The 23,048-nt window shown below is 58.6% G+C and carries 18 protein-coding genes and 1 riboswitch; of the genes, 7 read left to right on the top strand and 11 right to left on the bottom strand.

The genetic code is table 11. From position 1 onward, the window contains the following. Positions 1 to 5: 5 nt before the first annotated feature. The 4 genes from ribB to NF685_RS02240 all read right to left on the bottom strand — a co-directional run bounded on the left by ribB (position 6) and on the right by NF685_RS02240 (position 3,581). Positions 6 to 1,295 carry a 3,4-dihydroxy-2-butanone-4-phosphate synthase gene (ribB, locus tag NF685_RS02255; protein ID WP_373317828.1) on the bottom strand — a complete coding sequence of 430 codons (1,290 nt, stop codon included), beginning with the start codon at positions 1,293 to 1,295 and terminating at the stop codon, positions 6 to 8. Then, positions 1,292 to 1,903 carry a riboflavin synthase gene (locus NF685_RS02250; protein ID WP_252848415.1) on the bottom strand — a complete coding sequence of 204 codons (612 nt, stop codon included), beginning with the start codon at positions 1,901 to 1,903 and terminating at the stop codon, positions 1,292 to 1,294. Before NF685_RS02250 ends, ribB begins: the two co-directional genes overlap by 4 nt. Next, positions 1,903 to 2,952 (bottom strand): bifunctional diaminohydroxyphosphoribosylaminopyrimidine deaminase/5-amino-6-(5-phosphoribosylamino)uracil reductase RibD, encoded by a 1,050-nt coding sequence (gene ribD / locus NF685_RS02245; RefSeq protein WP_373317832.1) that lies wholly within the window; start codon positions 2,950 to 2,952, stop codon positions 1,903 to 1,905. The genes NF685_RS02250 and ribD overlap by 1 nt, the downstream gene beginning before the upstream one ends. Positions 2,953 to 3,076: 124 nt before the next feature. Next, a riboswitch (FMN riboswitch) is annotated at positions 3,077 to 3,224 on the bottom strand. 162 nt (positions 3,225 to 3,386) lie between these two features. Continuing rightward, positions 3,387 to 3,581, bottom strand: coding sequence for an entericidin (locus NF685_RS02240; RefSeq protein WP_252848413.1), 195 nt, complete (start codon positions 3,579 to 3,581; stop codon positions 3,387 to 3,389). A gap of 298 nt (positions 3,582 to 3,879) precedes the next feature. On the opposite strand from NF685_RS02240, the gene NF685_RS02235 reads away from it, so the two are divergent. Further along, positions 3,880 to 5,328: a cryptochrome/photolyase family protein gene (locus tag NF685_RS02235; protein ID WP_252848412.1), complete on the top strand. Its 1,449-nt coding sequence runs from the start codon at positions 3,880 to 3,882 to the stop codon at positions 5,326 to 5,328. A gap of 45 nt (positions 5,329 to 5,373) precedes the next feature. Here the strand turns inward: NF685_RS02235 and NF685_RS02230 are convergent, their stop codons facing one another. Further along, the gene (locus tag NF685_RS02230) at positions 5,374 to 5,976 is read right to left on the bottom strand and encodes a hypothetical protein (RefSeq protein ID WP_222546662.1); all 603 of its coding nucleotides are present in this window, start codon (positions 5,974 to 5,976) and stop codon (positions 5,374 to 5,376) included. A 135-nt stretch (positions 5,977 to 6,111) separates the two neighbouring features. Beyond that, a complete protein-coding gene (locus NF685_RS02225; RefSeq protein ID WP_252848411.1) occupies positions 6,112 to 7,152 on the bottom strand; it encodes an A/G-specific adenine glycosylase in 1,041 nt (346 codons plus the stop codon). A gap of 9 nt (positions 7,153 to 7,161) precedes the next feature. Here NF685_RS02225 and NF685_RS02220 point away from each other — a divergent pair, with 9 nt between their 5' ends. After that, positions 7,162 to 7,785 carry a DUF721 domain-containing protein gene (locus NF685_RS02220; protein WP_306414245.1) on the top strand — a complete coding sequence of 208 codons (624 nt, stop codon included), beginning with the start codon at positions 7,162 to 7,164 and terminating at the stop codon, positions 7,783 to 7,785. 330 nt (positions 7,786 to 8,115) lie between these two features. Then, complete coding sequence (locus NF685_RS14255; RefSeq protein ID WP_264813726.1) at positions 8,116 to 8,817, top strand: hypothetical protein; 702 nt, start codon at positions 8,116 to 8,118, stop codon at positions 8,815 to 8,817. Between the two features lie 159 nt (positions 8,818 to 8,976). Here NF685_RS14255 and NF685_RS02210 read toward each other — a convergent pair whose 3' ends face one another. Next, positions 8,977 to 9,147: a DUF1328 domain-containing protein gene (locus NF685_RS02210; protein ID WP_222546660.1), complete on the bottom strand. Its 171-nt coding sequence runs from the start codon at positions 9,145 to 9,147 to the stop codon at positions 8,977 to 8,979. A gap of 188 nt (positions 9,148 to 9,335) precedes the next feature. Between NF685_RS02210 and NF685_RS02205 the strand changes: the two genes are divergently transcribed. The 3 genes from NF685_RS02205 to NF685_RS02195 all read left to right on the top strand — a co-directional run bounded on the left by NF685_RS02205 (position 9,336) and on the right by NF685_RS02195 (position 16,340). After that, on the top strand, positions 9,336 to 11,372 hold the full coding sequence (locus NF685_RS02205) for an NAD(+) synthase (protein WP_252848410.1): 2,037 nt from the start codon (positions 9,336 to 9,338) through the stop codon (positions 11,370 to 11,372). Positions 11,373 to 12,044: 672 nt separating this feature from the next. Further along, on the top strand, positions 12,045 to 13,484 hold the full coding sequence (locus NF685_RS02200; RefSeq protein WP_222546658.1) for a beta strand repeat-containing protein: 1,440 nt from the start codon (positions 12,045 to 12,047) through the stop codon (positions 13,482 to 13,484). A 144-nt stretch (positions 13,485 to 13,628) separates the two neighbouring features. After that, complete coding sequence (locus tag NF685_RS02195) at positions 13,629 to 16,340, top strand: glycosyltransferase (RefSeq protein WP_252848409.1); 2,712 nt, start codon at positions 13,629 to 13,631, stop codon at positions 16,338 to 16,340. Positions 16,341 to 16,552: 212 nt separating this feature from the next. Here NF685_RS02195 and NF685_RS02190 read toward each other — a convergent pair whose 3' ends face one another. The 3 genes from NF685_RS02190 to NF685_RS02180 form a co-directional block, all read right to left on the bottom strand. After that, positions 16,553 to 19,075: a membrane-bound PQQ-dependent dehydrogenase, glucose/quinate/shikimate family gene (locus NF685_RS02190; protein WP_252848408.1), complete on the bottom strand. Its 2,523-nt coding sequence runs from the start codon at positions 19,073 to 19,075 to the stop codon at positions 16,553 to 16,555. A 363-nt stretch (positions 19,076 to 19,438) separates the two neighbouring features. Continuing rightward, on the bottom strand, positions 19,439 to 20,320 hold the full coding sequence (locus NF685_RS02185; protein WP_252848407.1) for a sugar phosphate isomerase/epimerase family protein: 882 nt from the start codon (positions 20,318 to 20,320) through the stop codon (positions 19,439 to 19,441). Further along, entirely contained in the window at positions 20,317 to 21,345 is a 1,029-nt protein-coding gene (locus NF685_RS02180; protein WP_252848406.1) for a LacI family DNA-binding transcriptional regulator, read from the bottom strand. The genes NF685_RS02185 and NF685_RS02180 overlap by 4 nt, the downstream gene beginning before the upstream one ends. A 261-nt stretch (positions 21,346 to 21,606) precedes the next feature. Here NF685_RS02180 and NF685_RS02175 point away from each other — a divergent pair, with 261 nt between their 5' ends. Next, a complete protein-coding gene (locus NF685_RS02175) occupies positions 21,607 to 21,894 on the top strand; it encodes a putative quinol monooxygenase (protein ID WP_252848483.1) in 288 nt (95 codons plus the stop codon). Between the two features lie 79 nt (positions 21,895 to 21,973). Here the strand turns inward: NF685_RS02175 and NF685_RS02170 are convergent, their stop codons facing one another. After that, complete coding sequence (locus tag NF685_RS02170; RefSeq protein WP_252848405.1) at positions 21,974 to 22,897, bottom strand: polysaccharide deacetylase family protein; 924 nt, start codon at positions 22,895 to 22,897, stop codon at positions 21,974 to 21,976. Positions 22,898 to 23,048 lie beyond the last annotated feature (151 nt).

Here is a 23,048-nt window from a genome sequence, read left to right as displayed (position 1 = left end):
GATCCTTACTTCTGTATCACTGACTCAACGAGTTCGGGCCAGACATCGCTCAGCTGATGCCCCATCCGGGTCCGTTTGGCATGAAGATAGGCGCGATTGAACGGGTTCGATCCGGCTTCGAGCCGCTCCTGGCTGACCACCTTCAACCCGGCCGCCTCGAGACCCGATACCTTGGTCGGATTATTGGTCAGCAGGGTCAGCGCGTCGACACCGAGAGACTGCAGAATGGCCGCCCCGGCCACCCAGTCGCGCGCATCGCCGGGCAATCCGAGTTCGAGATTGGCCTCGAGCGTATCCTTGCCCTGATCCTGCAGGGCATAGGCACGTATCTTGTTGCCCAGACCGATCCCCCTGCCCTCATGGCCGCGCATATAGACCAGCACGCCACTAGGTGCGGCGGCGATCCGCTCCAGCGCCTCGCGCAGTTGCGGGCCGCAATCGCAACGCAGCGACCCGAGCGCATCGCCCGTCACGCATTCGGAATGAAGGCGAACCAGTGGAACGCCCTGGCTCGGATCGCCCTTGACCAGAGCAACATGCTCTATGCCATCAGGCGCACGAAAAGCATGGATACGCAGATCGTGACCGCCATAGATGCTGGGGAGTGCGGCCTCGGCAATACGTTCGACTGCAGGGGGAACCGGCTCGGGTACGATGTTGTCACCAAGCGCTCCGCGACCATGGACACGACACCAGGCAGCGATTTCCTCGATGCTGATCACCGGGATATCGTGACGGACAGAAAACGCGCGCAGTTCGGGCAGACGGGCCATCGTACCGTCGGCACTCATCACCTCGCAGATGACGGCTGCAGGATAAAGCCCCGCCAGACGCGCCAGATCGACTGCGCCTTCGGTATGACCGTCACGCGCAAGGGTGCCATCAGGATGGGCTCGCAGCGGAAAGATATGACCGGGCGTGCTGATATCCTCCGGCTTCGCATCCGGGTGGCCCGCAACCTGAATCGTCCGGGCCCGGTCTGCGGCCGAGATGCCCGTCGTGATGCCGCTTGTGGCCTCGATCGACACGGTGAACGCCGTTCCACGTGGATCATGACCGCGACGGGGCATCATGGGCAGGTCCAGCCGGTCGATCTGCTCGGGTTCGAGCGGCAGACAGATCAGACCGCGCGCATGTACGGCCATGAAGTTGATGGCATCGGGTGTTGCGAACTGGGCCGCAATGACCAGATCGCCCTCGTTCTCGCGCGCCTCGTCATCGACCATCATCACCATACGCCCTTCGCGCATGGCCGTGATGGCCCGCGCCAGCGTATGGGACAGCATCGTGCTCATGACCGTACCCCGTATTTCAGCAGGCTCTCGACATATTTGGCCAGAACGTCGACCTCGACATTGGCCGGATCGCCCTCATGGAGTTCGGAAAGCCCCGTATGATCCCATGTGTGTGGAATGATCATGAGCGCAATGGTGAAAGCGTCATCCTGCACGTCGCTCACCTCGTTGACGGTCAGGCTGACGCCATCGAGGGCGATCGATCCCTTTTCGACCACATAGCCGCGCAAGGCAGCCGGAAGGCGGAAGGTAATATGATGCGATTCACCGACCGAGCGGATCGCCACCAGATGCGCCAGCCCATCGACATGACCCTGTACGATATGTCCGGAAAGACGCGTGGCCGGTGTGCTGGCCCGCTCCAGATTGACACGCGCGCCCGGTTTGAGCCTGCCCAGCGCCGTGCGTGAAAGGGTTTCCGAGCTGACGAAGAAATCGGCAAGCCCCGATGAGTCGTACGCCGCAACCGTAAGACAGACGCCGTTGACGGCAATGCTCTCGCCCAGATCCATATCCGACAGGCCGGTCTCGACCTGAAGCAGGATTGCCTGATCGCGCGGCTCGACAGCACGGATACGACCGATATGTTCGATAATGCCTGAAAACATCAGAAAACAGCCTCGTCAGCAGGAAGAGGACGAACCCCTTCATCAAGAATGAAACGCAAGGGGGTGGGGCCATGAGAAAAGACCCTGTACCGATCGGGGCCATTTCCGGTGGTCTGGATATCCAGCCAGTCATCCCACAGACCGAGCCGCCCGATCTCGCCAAGCAACCCCGGCCCGGCCTCGACCATCGCCCAGTTCACGCCATGATCGGCCAGAAGCGAGGGTATCTCGCCCAGCTCGCGTGAGACGACGACACGAAAGCCGCTGCCGATCATTTTCTCGCGCCATGAATCCGGCAGACGGTTCTGCCTGTCGCATACGACGACCAGTCGTGGCGCCCTGTCTTCATGATCGGGCACATGACGCACATCGAAGCGCGGGCTGTCGGCAAGAATGGTGCCGATGCCTGTGATAATGGCATCGCTGGCACGGCGCAGACGATGGGCGATCTCGAGCGAGGCCTGACTGGTGAATGTCTTGCGCCCCGCAGGTGGTATCATCGAACCCACTTCGTTGCGGGCCTGCTTGACCGTAATCCAGGGACGCTGTCGCAGAATGCGACTGGCGAAGGGTGCGAGAAGTGCTGCACAGCCTTCGCGAAGATCGGCAAGTTCCGGGAAGTCTTCCAGCAGAAAGACATTGCGCCCCTCGGGCATCTGGCGCAGCCGCGCGATACCGCCCCCGGCGACAGGATTGGGATCGCGCATACCGACCCAGACATCGCGCACAGGGCTGTCGCGCAGCGCCTCGCTACAGGGTGGCGTACGCCCGACATGATTGCAGGGTTCGAGTGTTACGAGGGCTGTGGCCACACGGTCGATCACCCCGAGCTCGCGGGCACGATGCAGGGCAAGCGCCTCGGCATGGCGTGCACCGGTGCGGTGATGGGCTTCCGTCACCAGAATCGTTCCAGCGGAATCGAGCAGACAACAGCCTACAGCCGGGTTCGGAGAGGTGGCGCCAAGATAACGCGCTGCCTCGGCAAGCGCAGCCTCGAAACCCGAACGGACAGCCTTGCGATGAAGCGCATCGCGCTCCTCGTGGGCTATGGGCGTTCCGGGGGCGAAAACTCCCGACACGATAATGCGATCCCATCCATCTAGGACGGTCTCCGGGCGCGAACATCCCACCTGCCTGCACGGCGCGCACCTAAGCGCACCCTGCCGGGACATGTCCTGTTCTCTTTCATCCGGACTGTGACCGTCGGCTCCGGAGTTTGACCGGATCTGCTGACCCCTCACGCAAACAGTGAAGGCGCTCGCGGGCTCGTGCCTTGGCACCTACCGCCGGTGGGGAGTTTCACCCCGCCCCGAGAACGTCGAATTCTAGACCGGTCGATATGACCGGTCAGTCACTATGTGCCCTCTCCGACAGGTTTTGCAAGTAGCGGCTCATCCCGCCCCGCAGGAGAAGGAAAGGCGGACACGAAAAAGGCGGGGTGTTCCCCCGCCTTTTCAGCCTTGCCCGAAAGGGAGTGCGTCGCTCAGTGCGTCGCCGCCTGCGGCACGGAATTGTGAATAGCGCCCTGCGTCGCACTCGCGCCGTTGCTCACATTATGGCCGATCGAGCTGACATCGCGACCTGCGCCATCGACCGTATTACAGGCCGTAAGCCCGAGGGCGGGCAGTGCCAGCATGACAGCGAGAGCACCGGTGCGGAGGAAGGAAGCCTTGGTCATGAAACATGTCCTTTCAGAAAGTCTGCGGTAATAAACGCACTTCCAGCATATGGGTTCGCTTCGTTACAATTCGGCATCGTCGCATGGCCTACCCCGATCGCAGGCGGCCCAATGAATGTCCGATGACCGCCCGATCATCGGACCTGTGACGCATGCAAGTGAACCCCGGACACCCTGCCGCGCTGAACCTGTCTCCCCTGTGCAAGTCCCTTGTACGATTCCTGCACCCATTCCCGGGCATGGCGCCCGATCGTCCCGCCATGCCCCCACCCGTGATCGAGAGTCAGGCAAAATCATCATGACCGACAGCCCGGTTTCACTCGTCTGGTTTCGCGAAGACCTGCGTTTGCAGGATCACCCGGCACTGCATGCTGCCAGTGAGAAAGGCGGAAAAATCCTGTGCGTCTATATTCTGGACAATTCGGGCACGACGCGTAAGCAGGGTGGTGCCAGTCAATGGTTCCTTCATGGCGCACTCTCCGCCTTCCGGCAGTCGCTCCAGGAACGAGAGGGAGACTGCCTGATACTTGAGGGTGACCCGGTACAGATACTGCCCGATCTGGTCAGGGAGACCGGTGCGCAGGCGCTGTTCTGCCATCATCGCTATCAGAAAGAGGCGAAACTGCAGGATGAGGCCGTAGCCCAGGCGCTGGAAGACCGTAACTGTCGCATGACGCAACTGCACGGCACAGTGCTGCGCAATCCTGATTCGGTCGTGACCAAAACAGGCACGCCCTACAAGATTTTCTCGGCATGGTGGAAAGGCTTCAAAAGCCTCGGTACGCCTGCTGCCCCCCTGCCTGCTCCTTCGACCCTTTCTTTCATGCCGCTCACATTTGCCGAGGGCAAAAAATCGGCTTTTACCCCCTGCTCCATCGATCGCGTTCTTCTGCCTAACAAGCCGGACTGGGCAACGAAAATGGCGGAATACTGGGAGCACGGTGAAGAAGCTGCACACGAATTGCTGCACGATTTTGCCAAGCATAATCTGGGCCATTACGACACGGGCCGAAATGACATGGCAGCCGAGGAAAGCTCACGCCTGTCGCCCTATCTTCGGCATGGCGTGCTATCGCCCCGGCAGGTCTGGCATCATTGCGCCAATAAGGGAGACCCTGAAGATCGTGAGACCTTCCTGTCGGAAATCGGCTGGCGCGACTTCTCCTGGTACACGCTCTATCACAACCCCGAATTGCCGACGAAGAGCCTGAAAGAGCAATTCCACGCCCTGCCCTGGCGACGGAGCAGCAAGGATCTTGAGGCGTGGCAGCGTGGCCGGACTGGCATTCCAGTCGTGGATGCAGGTATGCGTCAGCTCTGGGAAACGGGCTGGATGCATAATCGCGCCCGCATGATCGTGGCCTCGTTTCTGGCCAAGCACCTGCTGATCGACTGGCGCAAGGGAGAAGACTGGTTCTGGGATACGCTTATCGATGCCGATCCGGCATCGAATGCCGTCAACTGGCAGTGGGTTTCGGGGACAGGTGTTGAAGCCTCTCCCTTCTTCCGCATTTTCAACCCTTTACGTCAGTCCGAGAAATTCGACCCCAAGGGCGATTATATAAGGCGCTGGGTGCCGGAACTGGCCAAACTCCCCGACGCGGATATCGCAGCCCCCTGGAAAGCCGATGATACCGTTCTGCGCAAGGCTGGAATCAGGCTTGGCCGTGACTATCCGGAACCTGTCGTATCGCTCGAAGAGGGACGGGATCGTGCCATGGCGGCTTATCGCAAGACCCGGTCCTGACACGTCCGGTCCGATCGACCTTTGAAAACGGATCTCTGGTCGGTTTTATGTCCGCCTGACGCTGAGGGTAACGGTTTCACCCTCGATGGTTTTCAAAGCGAGGTCGGCCGCCTGCCCTGGTTCGAGCATCGCCAGCGCTTCCAGCTCGGGCAGATTGGCCGCCAGAGAGAAGCTGACCGGTCCGATAACCCCGCGATGCCCCTGCGCAAACGTCATGGGCGACAGGGTTTCGCCTTCCTGGTGCGTAATGACGCTCACATCGGCCTGACTGAGAATGGCATAGGCATGCATCATCTGCTCGGACAGGATGAAGAACTGTTCCCAGTCCTTGGCCTCGGTGGCAAGAAAATCAATTCCGTCATTCTCGACACTGCGCAGATAGCGCCCTGACCCGTCGAGACGCTGGAGAGTGACGACACCGCTCGGCTGACGCGTCGCGAGAAGTTTGGGAATAGGCACAGGCAGCGAGACGGCCTTGCGCAGCGTTACGGCAAATTGCGGCTGGGATACGGTGTCGGCAAAAAAGAAAAGACCCGGATAGCGCCCGGGCGGTGGCACGACAGAAAACAGACAATCACGCAGCGGATCGTGATCGACCACATGTCCAAAAAAATCGAGAAGCCAGAACCGATCGGAGGCAAAAAGCATGGACAGGCGTCCCTTTCATCTATCGCTCTGCGCTATCGCCCGAAACGACACGGCAGATTACGCGCTCGACCCGGGCGACCGGGCCGGAACTGATCCTATAGCGGGTGCCGGACCGCATTCTCCTGAAGTCAGGGATCACAGGGCCAGGCATTTACGCATGACACTCGGCAGGGCCTGATCTGCAATGGCGTGTGGCGGACAGGCAAATCCCGGCTGATTGTGAAGCATCCTGAAATTCTCTACCGCGCCCCTGACGACCGTCAGATTAAGCGTAAAATGTGTAAAAACATGCTTCACCTGTCCAGCGACTTTCCATGTCACTTCAGCGGGCGACTCACTGAAGGCGTCGGAAAGCGCGACAGGCCGGTCCTGCCAGGACGTTCCGGGAAGCTCGGTCATGCCTCCCAGCAATCCCTGCTCGGGGCGATGCCTGAGCCAGATCGCGCCGGTCGCATCCTCCAGCACAAACACCACGCCATGACGCTCAGGTCTGGCCTTGCGCGGCGCCTTGACCGGAAAACGCGCCGGCTCGCCTCCGGCATGGGCACGGCAGGATACCCGCCAGGGGCACATGAGGCAGGAGGGACGGCGTGGCGTGCAGATGCCAGCTCCGAGATCGAACAATGCCTGGGTGAAGTCACTTGGCGCGGCCTGTGCTGCAGGATCGTCATTGAGCATCGAAGCGAGCTGATCCAGCGCACGCCGGCCCGCGGGGAGAGGTGTCTCGAAAGCATGCAGCCGTGCAGTGACCCGCTCGACATTTCCATCGACCGGCACGACCGGAACCCCAAAGGCGATCGACGCGATGGCTCGTGCCGTATAGGCCCCGATGCCCGGCAAGGCCTGCAAGCCCGCCACCGTATCGGGAAAGCCCCCCCGGTCGGAAACGAGCACGGCACATGCATGCAGATTGCGCGCACGGCTGTAATATCCAAGCCCTGCCCAGCTTGCCAGCACGTCCTGAAGCGGGGCCGAAGCCAGAGCATCGACCGTCGGATAACGCTTCAGAAAGCGTTCGAAATACGGCATAACGGTCACGACTGTCGTTTGCTGCAGCATGATTTCGCTCAGCCAGACAGCATAGGGATCGGCTACCTGCCCAGGAAGAGCACGCCATGGGAGGACACGCCTTTGGCGCGCGTACCAGTCCAGCAGATCGGAAGCAGAAGGAGTCACCCCGGCGATATGAAACGTGATACCCGATCGGACAAGGGTTTTTCCCGCACCGGAGCTGTAAAAGACCCTTCGCGCGTTGCAGCCAGCACAAACAAACCACGCGTGAAAGCAGCGGGATCGGCGACTCCTGCCGGTGGCACGACCTCATCCCCCGCTCTTTACGAAAAGCGGATCATGACAGGGCGTGCGCTGGGCGCGATCCTGCCACAGATCACCCGACCCGCTTTTGCAAAACGCCCCGCTCCGGCGGTGCGGCTCATTCTGGACTGGGCAGAAATCGTGGGTGCAGCGCTGGCAGCGCAAAGCGAGCCACGCAGAGTCAGTGCAGGCACGCTGACAATTGCCTGCACCGGTCCTGTCGCGCTTGAGCTGCAACATCTTGCACCGCAGCTGATCGAGCGCATCAACACGCATTGCGGCCCGCTCAGGAGCGGGCGCGACCTGCGTTTCGATGACGGGACGGTTCTGGTCAGAAAGATACGTATCGTGCAGGACCCTGCCGTGTTGCGCCCCGTCTCGCCTGCCGCCAGACCGACCCCTCAGCCCGTTGCGATTCCCGGCATCAAGGACGGAGAATTACACGATACTCTGGCCCGTCTGGGCGCCCATATACGCAGGCGACCGAGACGCTGACCTCAGGCAAGAATTTTTACAGGAGTGTCCCGGTACGGAACGCCCCGCATCCAGCCCGGACACAGAAGATATTCCTAGGCATCGTCTGAGAATCCACGCACCTTCCCTGTATCGCTACGCGCCCGGTTTTTAACTGTGCGCCTTCGGCCCGAAGCATAATTCCGCATCGCGTGCGGCTCATGGGACGCATATAGGCAAAGACCAGAATATTTTGTCACGAAACGATATCGCGCAGTTACGCTTTCGTCTTTATTCCGCCCTGCACCCACACGATATCGTAGGGAAGAGAAACGGACTCCACCGCTTTCCAAGCCGGGAAAGATATCATCCATGCGTAAAGCGCTTAAGGCAGGCTCCCTGTTGCTTGTCGTTCCCCTGTCTGCCTCAACCCTGCTTGTCTCCCCGGCTGCTTTTGCGCAGCACGGTGGTGGATTCCATGGCGGTGGCGGCGGTGGTTTCCATGGGGGTGGACCGGGCGGCGGCCCCGGCGGAGGTTTTCATGGCGGCGGTCCCGGCGGTCCAGGCGGCGGATTTGGTGGCGGTCGCCCCGGGGGCTGGGGCGGAGGCGGCCCAGGATTTGGTCATGCCGGATATGGTCGTCCGGGCGGTGGTCCCGGCTGGGGTCGTCCTGGCTGGGGTGGTCCAGGAAGGGGCGGCCCCGGTTGGTACGGACGAGGTGGTGGCTGGGGTGGCGGATGGGGGCGTCCATGGGGCGGCGGATGGCGTGGTCCCGGTTGGGGCTGGGGCGGTCCCGGCTGGGTAGGCTATGGCTGGGGTATGCCCGGCTGGGGCGGCGGATGGGGCTGGGGTGGTTGGGGTGCAGGCTGGGGTGGCCTCGGCCTCGGCCTTGCAACCGGAGCGGTGATCGGCGCAGCGGTTACTGCGCCCTACTATGCCCAACCCTATCCTGCGCAGCCTTATGTGGCGGCACCCTATACCTATGCATGCGGGGGCTACGTCAATTGCGATCCACAGCAGGGCTATGCCTATCCGGGCACCTATCCTGGCGACCCGTCTCCGGGCGGATACTAGAGACGCACAAAGGGGAAGAAACCAACGTGGTCTCTTCCCCATGAAGCCGCCGCAGGTATCCACGACGAAACTATAACCCTCCACATCCGGACTGGGGCCGTATGGGCCCGGCGCATAGGCCGGGCTGCACCGTCCGCTGAAGACCGAAGGCAGAAAACCTCAGCGCGTACGACCGCGACCGAAGATGAAGCTGACGACGAACAGAACGAGGAAGATAAAGAACAGGATCTTGCCGATCGACGCGAAGTCGGCCGAGATACCGCCAAAGCCGAGAAGGCCAGCAAGAAGGGCGAGAACCAGAAAGACGATTGTCCAGCGCAGCAGATCCATGACGAAAACTCCGTAAAGGAACATAACATAATCGTCATGATCCGGGGTTGATCGTGAACGGGTGAAAGCCGGACAGGTTTGCTGCCTCGACAGGAACTCTTGTTTTTTAATCCGGAAAGACGTTTCTGGTCGGAAATATGCCCCCACCCGGCCACACTGCGGATCGCAAGAGCAGGACAGGAGACGAAATGACGAACCCTTTCAGGTCTCTGTACCGGCATGGTTTTGCACGCGTTGCAGCCTGCACCGTGCCCGTTCGTCTGGCCGACCCGCAACACAACCTCGCCCAGATCTGCACTCTGGCAGCCCAATGTGCTGCAGAAGGCGCCGCTGTCGCCGTATTTCCAGAAATGTGTCTGTCCGGCTATGCCATCGACGATCTGAGGCAGCAGGATGCTCTGCTGGATGGTGTGATGGCCGCGCTGCTTTCCCTGCGCGAAGCCTCGCAGGCCTGGGGATGCGTGACTGTGGTAGGGGCGCCTCTCGTCCACCGTGCAAGACTGTTCAACTGCGCCGTCATTCTTCATCGTGGGAAGTTTCTGGGCGTCGTTCCGAAATCCTATCTGCCTAATTACCGCGAATTCTATGACTCCCGGCAATTCACACCGGGTGCCGGCATTGCAGGTGAGACGATCAGGCTGGGGACCGATGAGGTTCCGTTCGGAAGCGATCTCCTGTTCGAAGCATCCGACCTTCCCGGTTTCACGCTCGGGATCGAGATCTGCGAGGATCTATGGGTTCCAAGCCCACCCAGCACCGCACTGGCCATGGCCGGGGCGACAATCATAGGCAACCCTTCTGCCAGCACCATCACCATCGGCAAATCCGAGGATCGTCACCTGCTGTGCCGCGCACAATCTCAGCGCGCGCTTTGCGCCTATGTCTATGCTGCGGCAGGCGCAGGAGAATCGACGACAGATGTCGCGTGGGACGGACAGGTTTCCGTATATGAGGCGGGACGCCTTCTGGGCGAATCAACGCGCTTTCCGAAAACCGCCCAAGTAACCCTTGCCGATATCGATCTGGATCTGCTGCGTCAGGAACGCATGCGTATGGGCAGCTTCCACGATTGTGCCCGGCAGAACGCAGGGACAACCTGGCGCCGGGTGACCTTCTCTCTTGCACCGTCGCTGGACGATATCGGTTTCAGACGCGCTGTTCCGCGCTTTCCCTTCGTACCCGAAGATCCCGCGCGACTGGATCAGGATTGTTATGAGGCTTGGACCATACAGGTACGCGCCCTGACCCAGAGGCTCGAAACCAGCGGCGTCGAACGTGTCGTGATTGGCGTATCGGGCGGTCTCGACTCCACCCTCGCCCTGCTTGTGGCCGCAAGAGCCGCCGATGAAATGGGATGGCAGCGGGACCGGGTGCATGCCTATACCATGCCGGGCTTTGCAACCGGGGAAACGAGCCTCGGTCTGGCTCATGCATTGATGAGCGCGCTTGGTGTGTGTGCGCATGAACTCGATATACGCCCTACAGCCATGCAGATGCTCGACACGATCGGCCATCCTTTTGCCTCGGGAGAGGCAACGCATGATGTGACGTTCGAAAACGTACAGGCAGGGCTACGCACCGATTTCCTGTTCCGTCTTGCAAACCAGTGCAACGGTATCGTCATAGGGACCGGCGATCTGTCCGAGCTGGCGCTTGGATGGTGTACTTACGGTGTCGGCGACCAGATGTCGCATTATAATGTCAATGCAGGCATGCCGAAAACGCTCATCCAGCACCTGATCCGATGGCTGGCCCGTCAGGAAAGCCTTGGCGAAGCCATATCACCGGTGCTGGACTCCATCGTTTCCGCAGAAATCACCCCGGAACTCGTTCCCGCAGACACCCAGGGCGTACAGAAGACAGAAGAAAAGATCGGGCCTTATCCCCTTCAGGACTTCAATCTGTATTACACGCTGCGCCACGGTTTCAGACCGAGCAAGATCCTGTTCCTTGCCATCCAGGCCTGGGAGGACAAGAACCGGGGTATCTGGCCCGCTCATTATCCAGACGACCGTCGGATTTCCTACAATGCCACCGAGATACGCGACTGGCTCTCACTGTTCATCAGACGCTTCTTCGGCTTCAGCCAGTTCAAACGCTCCGCCATGCCCAATGGTCCGAAGCTTTCCTCGGGCGGAAGCCTGTCCCCCCGTGGCGAGTGGCGCGCTCCTTCCGACGGGACGGCAGCTGCTTGGCTGGAGGAATTGGCACGGGTGATTCTCTGAATTTCCTCGCCAAAATCGGGTAAAACAGCTCACAATCCCGCGATCACCAATCGATAGGGATAGCAAGTTATCTATTGATAATTTTTCAGCAATGAGATTTGCGACGTCCAGCGGTTTTTCGTCAATATCCCGAGAATTGACGAAAATAATACTGTTCTTCAGCGTCTTGCGTCACCTAGTTTGGGTAACATAAATTGTATTATTTGACACAAATATGCGTCACTCAGCGACAGGCATCGCAACATATGGACAATAGAAGAAGTTTTGTTACTTAATCTCGCAATATTACAATGTCGGCCCCAGCCTGATTCACGATCAAAAAATATGGCTTTTTCTCACCAAATCGTGAGCAAACGGAACAGAAGACGAACTCACTTACATTTTAGATTCAATGGCTTAGCTTTTTTATCAACCAAGCATGTCTTAACAAAATATTTCTACTTGTGAAATCACCTCCCAGAATATGAGTTCTCAGAAATCGGATATCGAATGATTTCCAATACCTTCATTTTATTGACTCATCATGAAGGTTAAGACATTTATAAAAAAGTTGTTGGTCAAAGCGGGTCTTATCAGATAACAAAACCACGGCCGCGCATCGGAACTTGCAATTCCGGGGTAGTGTAACGTTTTGCGTCGTAAGCCTCCAAAAATAATAAAGGAGTTGATCGCATGGCGATCGTAACGGTAGTCGGTTCGTCAGGTATGACTGTGCAGGTCACTGTGGAAGGTGCCCGCATGCAGACTCTTGCTTCGAGCTATGCGAAGCAGATTCTGAATGCGACCCAAACTGGTGATATGACGTCGGTCGACCTTGTCAACGGATCGAATTCTGCCCCTTCCTCGACGACCAGCGTTCTTCAGGGAGTCATCACCACGGGTGGTGCTTTCTCGATGCAGGGTTCGTATACGAACCTTGTCATCGGCGCGCAGGGTGGCGCTTTCGGTAGCGCTACGCAGGATGCGCCTGTTTCGCCCCTGTCATCTCCTGTTACGGTTGACGGCACAGGTGCTACGGCATCCAATCTTTCCGTTCTGGCAGGTAACACGGCAGGCGTCAGCTTCTATGCTGGCAACTACAATGGTACTTTCGTCTCGACCATGGGTAACAACCTGTTCGATGGCAGCGGTCACAAGGGCAACTGGACCATTGCGACCGGCGACGGCAACGATACGATCATCGCAGCGGCAGGCACAAACAACATTCGTGCAGGCGATGGTCAGAACATTATCACCCTCAGCACCGGCGCAAACTTCGTTGCTTCCGAAGGTCAGGACACGATCACTGGCGTCGAGAATGCTTCGGACTCCGTCACACTGCTGGGTGGCAACTCCGTTGTCGATCTGAAATCGAATTCGCTTATCGTCGATTCAGCGCTCTCTGGCAGCAAGATTTCTGTCGGCATCAACAGCACGATCTTCGGTGGCACAGGATCGACCGTCAACTTTACAGGTTCAACAGGGACGATCGTCGGTGCCGTTGGCGATACCATCTCTGCTGCTGGCGATCTTCAGGTCTACCACGGCAGCGATCAGGCCATCAGCGTCTCCGGTGCACTGAAATTCATCTCCGGCACGGGTACAACCTCGATCAATGCCGGGCTCGGCACGATCTGGGGTGCCAACGACCTGCACGCGACGATCGATACAAACGGTCTTGCCCTGTTCACTGCGAACCAGCCCAATACAACAGGCAGCCAGTATATCGACGCGGCCTCGTCCAAGGGCACGCTCGAAGCCTGGACGGGTGCTGGCAACAACACGGTCATCGGTACGTCGGGCTCCGACCACTTCGTATTCGGCACGCAGTTCGAGAACTCGAATGGCGACAGTTATGCAACCGTGACCGGTGGTGACGGCGCAGCGAACACCTTCGGCGTGCTGGCCGGCCATAATGGCGGTGATATCACGATCACCGATTTCGGTAGTGCGGCTGGCAACATGTTCTTCATGTACAACTACAAGCCTGCCGACGCAGACAAGGCGATCCAGGATCTGCTCGCCACAGCTACGGTCAACGGCGGCAACACCACGCTGCAGCTGGACAATAACATGAAGGTGACCTTCCTCGGCGTGACCGATCTGAAGGCGTCGAACATCGTTATCAGCTAACGATTACAGACTGTTGCGAAGACTTCGCGCAATGAAGGCCCGGTCTCATGACCGGGCCTTCATTTTTCCATCTGGTGAAACTGGGTTATAATTTGCCCGCCTTTAAACGGTGGCACTTTGCCTGCGCCAGATAATGAGTAAGTCTTGCACAAATTTCCCAATTCCCGACCTTCTTCCCTTCAGCCCGCATATGATCGGGACGAAGCAATAGAGGCGGCTTCCTATCTGGCGACAATCCGCGCGGACTCGCTACAGGCCGAACTCCGTTTGGCAAACCAGCAGCTCAAGCTTATGAAGCGCTCTCTTTCCTGGCGCGTCATGGAACCGCTGCGATGGGTTCGTGCGCTTACCCTTGGGCGCTTGCCCCGTGGAACACCGCTACCGGAAGCCTGGGAGCAGTGGCAGGACTCTCTGCGTGCGGAGGGCCTTAGCAAGGCAATAAATCGCTTCTTCGCCGGAGGGGCTGCAAAGCGGAAGCTTCTGCGACATCGCGATCAGGCAAGCGACCCGCTTTTCGTCCCGACCAAAGCTCAGGCAGCGTTTATGCGTCGGCCTGCCCGCCAAGCGGAGCTCATGCTTCGCCCCTGCTATCTGCTGATTGCCGATCTCGGTTTGCAGCAATGCACCAAATACCGTGTCACACAGAAGGCAGAACTTCTGCGCCAGCTGGGTTGGACAGTCCGTATCGTCGACTGGCAGGACAGTGGCGAGGCGCTCTCCACATTACAGGTTGCGACACAGGTCATTTTCTACCGTGTTCCCGGAACGGCCTCGGTGCTCTCTCTGATTGAAGAGGCAAAGCGTCTTGGCCTCAAGCCACGTTGGGAGATAGACGATCTTCTCTTCAATAAAATCCTGTATCGACGCAACGGCAATCTGACGACGCTGACATTTACGGAGCGACGAGGACTCTATCACCTCGCTGATCTCTATTTGCGTGCGCTCCGCGCCTGTGGGCGCGGAATAGCCTCTACGCAGGCTTTGGCGAGAGAGATGCACAAGATCGGCATTGATGATGTTGTCGTGCTGGAGAATGCTCTGGATGTGCAAACGCTCAGTGTTGCCGAAACGCTGCTCGACGCACCTCCTCCATCCAAAGACGGTAGAATCAGCATCTGCTACGGCTCGGGTAGCCGCGCGCACGATATGGACTTCAGAATTGCCGAGGCGGGACTGATCGCCGCCATGAAAGCCGAGCCCAGACTCGACCTCCTGCTTATCGGCCCACTAAAAATCTCACCTGATTTTGCCCAGTTCGGTGCACGTGTCCAAAGACGCAACGAACTGTCCTATGCCCATTATCTTGCAGAGCTGGCTAAGGCGGATATCGCTATTGCGCCGCTTGAGGAAACGATCTTCAACGACTGTAAAAGCAATATCAAATTCCTTGAAGCCGCTATTCTTGCTCTTCCCTCTGTCTGCTCTCCTACCGACACCTATAGACGCGTCATTCAGTCCGGTGAAAACGGTCTGCTGGCTCGCACGCCCCTGGAATGGGAGAGCGCCATTCTGACCTTGGCGCACGATCCTGCCCTGCGTCGTACGATCGCTGAAAAGGCAAGAGAAACCGCCCTGGGGCTTTATGCTCCGGAGCGTATTCTCTCCGAGCAGGCCAGCCCGCTTTTCGGTCACCCGCCGGCCTTCGTTCACAAGGCTCCCCGTGTCCTTCAGGTCAATGTATTCATGGCCCCGCGCTCGTTCGGTGGGGCAACGATCGTTGTGGAGGCGCTGCTGAAGCCGCTTGCTGCGGCCGGGTTCGAGAACAGCGTCATGACGACGCGGCCTGTGCTCGACGATCTGCCTGACGGGGCGCTTCGATACAACATACTGGATACAGACGTCTTTTCTGTTGTGGCCGGGCGTAACGGTGCCACAGATAATCTGACGATTGCCCGTCAGATCGATCGCTGGATGGAGGCATGGGATGCCGATCTCGTCCATTTTCACGCCATACAGGAAATGGGTGTGGGCATGGCACGGGCCTGTCAGGAAAAGGGTATTCCCTATGTCATCAGCCTGCATGATTGCTGGTGGCTGTCCGATACCCTGTTCATCACACGTGACGATGGACAATATCACCTGGAAAATACCGATGTGCCTCTCGCGCCCGGTGAATCGACACGGGCCTATTATCTGAACGAGCGCCGCAAGGTCATGCGCCATGCCCTTGCCGGGGCTGCTGCAATTCTGAGCCCCTCTGAAGAACACAAGAGCCTGTATGTCCGTAACGGTGTGCCGGCTGAGCGTATTCTGATCAATCGAAACGGGTTCACCTGGCCTTCCCGACCGAAAGCGAAACGGGAGCCTGGCTCGAAACTCCGCTTTGGCTTCGTGGGTGGAATTGGCTTCGTCAAGGGATATGAGCTGATCCGCAAGGCGCTCGAACGCACCTCGCGCGATGACTGGGAACTTGTCTTGGTCGATAACACGCTCAATCTGGGCTTTCCGTCCATCGATACCTCCGAGTGGCTCGTCAAGGGATCGATCAGAACCGTGCCTGCCTATAACCAGGCCGGGCTGGATGATTTCTACGATCAGGTCGATGTACTGCTATTCCCCTCGCAATGGCGCGAAAGCTACGGCCTGACGGTGCGTGAGGCCCTTTCTCGCGATGTCTGGGTCGTCTCCACGGCGCCGGGCGGTCAGGCAGAGGAAATCGAGGATGGCGTGAACGGAACGTTGATCCCGATCATCGACGACCCTGCGCCGCTGCAGGAGGCCATCGAATCCCTGCTCGATCAGAAGGATCGATTCGATCACTATGTGAACCCGAACAAATCCAGCCTGCCGACCTATGAAGATCAGGCTCTGGAACTGGCCACGCTCTACAGAAGCATTCTGCAAAAGCCCGCCTGAACGACGTCGCTTCCGAGCGGCCGCCATCACACCCGTGAACATGAAAAGCCCGGCAGACACACTAGTCTGCCGGGCTTCTTTTACCGTCCCGCTCAATCTGAGAGATTCACGACTGCACGTGGTCAGACCCTGATACTGCCAGAACGAGCTCCCTTCACGCGCCCCACCGCGACCTCTCAGTCTTCCCGAGGGGCGGTAGGGCACAAACGCTCTCAGTGCGTCGAGGGAAGTGCGTAGGCCAGCACGTAGTCACCCTTGTTGGCGTTGGTGCCTGTGCGCGTGGCACCGCCTGCTACGACAAGGACATATTGCTTTCCGTCCTGTATATAGCTCATCGGTGTCCCCTGTCCGCCAACCGGCAGACGCTCGCGCCAGACCTCCTTGCCTGTTTTCAGGTCGAAGGCGCGCAGATAATTGTCGAGCGATCCGTGGAAGAAGGCGAGGTTACCACCTGTAACAAGCGGACCACCCATCGTCGGCATGCCGACTGGGATATAGATATGCGGAATAATCCCCTTCTCACCGAACACGCCGTGAATGGCGGCATCCTGAATGCTGCCTACCGGTACCTGCCATAGAGTCTTCTGTGTTTTCAGGTCGATTGCCGTCAGCGATCCATAAGGCGGCTTGAAACAGGGCGCACCCATCGGTGAGACGAACATGGAGCGTTCCACACCCCAAGGCGTGCCGAGCTGCTCTGAATATTCGCCTTCCGTGGACGGTACGAGCCCGGCATGGGCCGCTTCCTCACGCTTGATGAACTGCCCCCACATCGCCATGCGGATATCGTTTACGACCAGCACGCCCGTCTGCGGATCGAGCGCACCGCCGCCCCAGTTTGACCCACCGTAATAGCCGGGCCAGATCAGGGTCTTCTGCTTGTCGCTCAGTGGCGTCCATTCGCCTTCCCAGCGCATTTTCTTGAAAGCGATACGACAGTAGAGCTGATCGAAAATCGTCGCGCCCCACATGTCGCTTTCCTTGAGCGGCGCAACACCGATAGACAGCTCGGAATAAGGCTGGACCGGGCTGATATGCTGGCCGGGCATGCCATCCGTCGCGACAGGACGATCGGTGACAGGCACGACGGGCTTGCCGGTACGACGGTCGAGCACGAAAATCTGGCTGCGCTTGGTCAGGGCAACAACGACCGGCGTCGTGCCTCCATTGCCATCAGGCATATCGTACAGGATCGGCTGCGACGTCACGTCATAGTCGAACATGTCGTTATTGGCTGTGCGGAAATGCCAGTGCTCCTGCCCTGTGCGTATATCGAGCGCAAGAATGGAATCATTGTATTCGTCGGAATAGGGATGACGGTTTCCGGTCCAGAAATCGGGCGTCTGGTTGCCCATCGGGATGAAAGCGAGACCGAGCTTGGGATCGTAGGAGGCTGTTCCCCAGAAATTCGGGGTTTCGATTGCGTAGATCTGACCAGCGGGCAGCGGACGGCTGTCACGATTGCCACGTGAGGCATCCCACGCCCAGACAAGACGACCCGTCCGGACATCGTAGCCACGGATAACCCCTGAAGGCTCACCGACGGTCATGTTGTCGTTGATCTTGCCGCCGACCATGATCACACCATCGGCCACCAGTGGTGCGGAGGTCAGATAGTAGGAACCCGGCGCAGTCGGGCCGAGGCCTTCGAGCAGATTGACCATGCCATGATCGCCGAAATCCTGACACAGCGCACCTGTCGCGGCATCGAGTTCGAAAAGACGGGCATCATTGGTGGTGCTGACGATACGTCGCGCGCAGGGAGCCTCAGCGACGGCCGGTGTGTTGGCCGGTGCAGGCGCGGGAATAACCTGTGCAGTCGTGACTGAAGGATCGGCTGCCGGTGTCGATGCCTCTTCAGGACCGAAAGCTTTTGCATCGGGCGCCAGAAGCGACATCGTCGTCAGGTCTGCATAGCTGACGCCACGGCAGCGCTTCCAGCCCTTGTTTCCACGCGTGATCTGCAGATGCGGATCGAAGCGCCATTTCTCCTTGCCGGAGACCGGATCGAGCGCAATGACCTTGTTCAGTGGCGTACAGAGATACAGCGTATCGGCAATCTTCAGGGGCGTAACCTGATATTCCGATCCATCGATAGCGAGATCGCCTGTATGATAGCTCCATGCCAGCTTGAGATCCGACACATTGCTGGCATTGATCTGTACGAAGGGGGCAAAACGGTCGCCGGTAAGGTTGCGGCCCCAGGCCGGCCAGTCATTGCCGTTCTGCTGCCCCTGAGACGTATCGCGCTTCGGCTCGTCTGAAGCATTAGCGGTCACTTCCGCATGCGGCTGGAACATGCCAAGCGAGATGCCACAGAATACGATGGCATAGAGCGCAGCGATGCCGAAGCCCCATGCCCGTGGCACACCACCGGACCGCAATGCGCCGCTACGATCGCGCGTGGAAGCATGGAAAGACGGAGAGAGAAGACCGACAATAATCGGCAGAGCCAGAAACACGACGACGCGCGGCACGACAAGCCAGAACACATCGCCGACTTCACCAAAAGCCCAGCCAGCGGCAATCAGACTCAGCAGGATGGAAAGCGGCAGGGCGATGGCGCGACGCGCCATGACAGCAAAGCCGACACAGGCCATCAGGAAACCGAGCAGGATATAGGCCCAGCTGCCACCCAGCCAGGCAAGATCTATTCCTCCAAGGGTCAGGCCGACGCCAAGCAGGCCTATGACAAGGCCCAAGACGATACTCAAAAAACGAACGGGGCTACTCACGGATCATCCTCGGGCTAGGCTCTGGGTGACGATGCTATCCGGTAAACGGACCTGCCACACCGCAAGCCGATGGTGCTTCGAGCTGTTCGGACCGGTAAGGCCATGCCGGATGACGAAACGCGGAACCGGTTCCCAAAGCTCAGGGTATGGGCAGTGTTGACCTAATTCATGAACAAACCGTCATCACATCTTTACTATACAGCAATCTTCACCGAGATGTGTTTGCCGGCAACGGATAATACTGCCGGTGCGTCATCCGGCAGTATTGCAGAACCAGTATTGTTCATTCCTGTCACAGGCGCTGATATCCGATGATGGAAGGCAGGAACCTCACCCAGGCGTTCATCCGAGGTAAACGGAGCATCAGGCCTTTATATGCCTGAGCGCCTCGCGCGCCGATTTCATCTGCACATCGGTGAAGGCCTTGGCATGGGCGGCCAGATCGCGGCTGTCTTCCCAGAGATTGCGCCAGATACCGAGAATACCTTCGAGCGGTTGACCGACCACCGCAGAAGAAAAAGATTCGAAGGTGATCGGCCCCTGATAGTGGATGCTTTCGAGCGCGCGGAAGATGCTCGGAAAATCGACCGAACCCGATCCAAGATAGCCGCGATGGGAATCGCCGGTATGGAAATAACCCAGCAAATCGCCCGCCTCACGAATGGCCTCGGCTGAATCGGCCTCCTCTATATTCATGTGATAGCAATCGAGATGCAGCTTTACGTTAGGCATCTCCACACGCTTCACATAGGCAATGGCCTGACGGGCTGTATTGAGCACGTTGGATTCGTAGCGATTGACCACTTCCATGCCCAGTGTGATGCCACTGGCCTGCGCCTTTTCAGCGACACTACGCACCACCTCGATAGAGCCGCGCATGCCTTCTGCCGTAACCGGCGTCGCGTATTTCTGGAAAGCGGAATAGAGAATGCCGCAGACATGAGTCGCACCGACATCCCGGGCGAGAGAAATGGCATCGAGCAGATGTGCCTCCCCCCGACGGATACGCTCGGGATCGCCCGAGGAGATATCCATATCGGCGGTCAGGCCGAATGACATGGTGATCCCAAGGCGATTGGCTTCCAGCTCGCGCAGCGTTGCAGGCACGTCGAACGCCTTGAGGTCCATGGTCGAGGCCTCGATCAGATCATAACCGAGTTCTGCCGTCGAACGGATGGCCATGGCGGCGTCTTCGCGCGTCCAGCCAGCAGTCCAGACAAAGGCATGGAGTCCAAGCTTGTTCATGAAGGTTGTCCTGTTCTGGGAGGTGCGGTCGAACCGCGCACCGCAAGCGTGCAGGACACCCGGACCTGCAGATAAGCAGTGCTTTCGCCCGCAATACGGTGCATGAGGCGCGTCCAGCCCTGTGCCCCAAGCTCTTCCACCGGCTGGCGTATCGCCGTGATGGGGGGAAGCGTGGCACGCATCCATGCGTAATCGTCGTACCCGACAAGTGACACATCACCGGGTACGGCATATCCGCTCTGGTTCAGGCAACGCAGTACCCCCAGAGTGACGGAATTGGTCAGCGCGATAATCGCCGTGGGCGCGTCTTCACCCGCCAGGAGATCGCGCAATGCCGGGATGTCGTCCTCAGCATGATGGCCGACTTCCAGAACCAGCGGCTCGGGAAGTCCCTGCTTGGCGCAGAAACCCCGGATACCCGCGCAACGCTCGCGTATATTGGCGAGTGAAAGCGTCGTGGCGACCACGGCCATGCGGCGATGACCCAGCCCGGCAAGACAGGCAGCCGCCTCGGCAGCCGCATGTTCGTTTTCAGCCGCGACCGTATCGGCATGACAGGAAGACGGCAGGCGATCGATCACCACATAGGGCACACCCGCCGTATCGAGCAGAACCGAATCTGCAAAGCGATCGTCATTTGGAAGAACGATCATGCCAGCCGGACGCCACGACAGCAGGGCTTTGAGCCGTGAGGAAGCAAGGTCACTGTCCTCACCTGCACTGGCGACGATAATGTCGTAGCCATCGCGGCGCGCGCAGTCTTCAAGACAGGCAATGATGGCCGTGAAAAACGGGTTGTCCAGACTGGGCACCAGCACGCCAACAATACGATTGCGCCCTTCACGCAGCTGCATGGCGGCCCGGTCAGGCATATATCCAAGCGTATCGATTGCCTTTTCGACACGAGCCCGCACGGCAGCCGAAACAGGTTTCCGATCGCGCACCACGTTTGAAACGGTTGCAACCGACACGCCTGCCGCCATGGCAACATCGCGTATCGATATCTTCGCGGTCTTGCGTGCCATTGAGCGGACCTTCTGGTTAAACGTTTAACCCAGCCCCCAATTCCTAGATGAACAAGTCATTTCCTGTAAATGACTTTTCTGTCATCAAGTCGCATGATGCCATGTTGGCTGGCGGATAGGCATGTGCCCTTAGTCACATCCGTCGTTGCTACAGCGCCGCATTGCGATCGCGAGCAGCCGACAAACTGCAAACCATACGCTACGTCGCACGTAGAGGGGCTGACTCTGTAAATCAGCCTCGAGGGGAGAACTCTTTTGTCAGTGAAATCATGCGTCAGCGCGACTGTCACCGTCCCGGCCGAACGCCATGTCGAATGCCGGTCCCTCCTGCATGATATCTCCCTGCTGGCGCGGCGGGATGATGGCTGCCTCAGATTTGTCGTCTATGAGGACAAGGAGAACAGGGGCCGGTTCGCCATCAATGAGGAGTGGGAAGACGAAAGCAGCCTGCAGCGTCATCTTAAAACAGACCACGTCCTCAAGGTCTTCGATGATATCGGCAAGATCGGCGGCAAGATCGACAATATGTGGTGTCTGTTGGTGGAATAACTGAACAGGCCCCGTGGCGCTTGCAATGACGCGTCATGGGGCCGACATCTTGGAAAATCACAGGAAGACCGGCAAAGCCCTAACGAGCGCGACCGGATTGATCGCAGTACGATACGACCCATTGGGGGGCTTCTTTTTCGAGGGATCCATCAACCGGGATATGTCGTTCGTTCGCCCAGCGATATCCCCACATTGGCCCGTACGCTGTCGCGGTTTTCGGCTCATATGCATAGGCTGAATCGGACTGGGCGTCCGCAAGACTGATAAAACGGGTATGGTCCGCTTTGAATATCGCAATGACCGCTGGCAAGACAGCTGCGTTCAACGCATTGCTGTGCAGGAGCATGATTTCAGGAATTTCGTGCCCCATGACCTTCGCGTCCAGCGCACGATAATACGGAACCTCGATCCGGATGTAGTCGAGATAGGCTCGGACGACCCGGCTGGCATCGTCATGGCGATGACGGGACAGGGCACATTCGTAAGCATCGTTGAAAATATAGTCCTCAACGTCGATCGTGGTTGCCGCCAGACGATAGCCGTGTCTGTGTAATATCCCGGACAATGCACGCCGCCTGGCCTCCGTATTGCCCGCATGATTGTAAGGAAAACGGAAGAATTCCAGTTGCCGCCCGGCCTTTTCAGCCATTGGCCGTATCGTTGCCTCACCCCGCACAATCTCGGCTTCTATCTCCTGGAGAGACAGCTTGTTGCTATCGAAATGATGATAGCCGTGATTGGCGAGCTGCAAAGGGGCCTGATTCCACTGCGACAGGATTTGCGGCCCGACAGAGCCGAGCGCCTCGACCTTCGACTCATTGACGAAGGCCATTACGGCTATGCCCTCCTGTCGCAAGACAGCGAGGATAGCGTCATTGGCTTTGACTGCGGCGTCTTGCGCCTCAGACGGAGAGAGGGTGTCGCGCGTCACGTAAGGCAGATCGTCGAAAGTCAGGGCGACATCGTGAGGCGCGACCTCTGCCTTTGCCGAAGCTGAGGGCAAGAGGCTGGATATCGTCCCGCATACAAGCGTGACACAAAGCCAAAACATACCTTGGTGCGTTTTATGCCTGTCTGAGGCTTTTTTCTTCATTTCTTCTGCTATCCCGCGATGCGCCGGTTTCAGATCGGATACGCAACGAGTATCAACAGGA

The sequence above is a fragment of the Asaia lannensis NBRC 102526 genome (genome assembly GCF_024054035.1).
Lineage (GTDB): Bacteria > Pseudomonadota > Alphaproteobacteria > Acetobacterales > Acetobacteraceae > Asaia > Asaia lannensis.
This window is presented reverse-complemented; position numbering and strand designations above follow the sequence as displayed.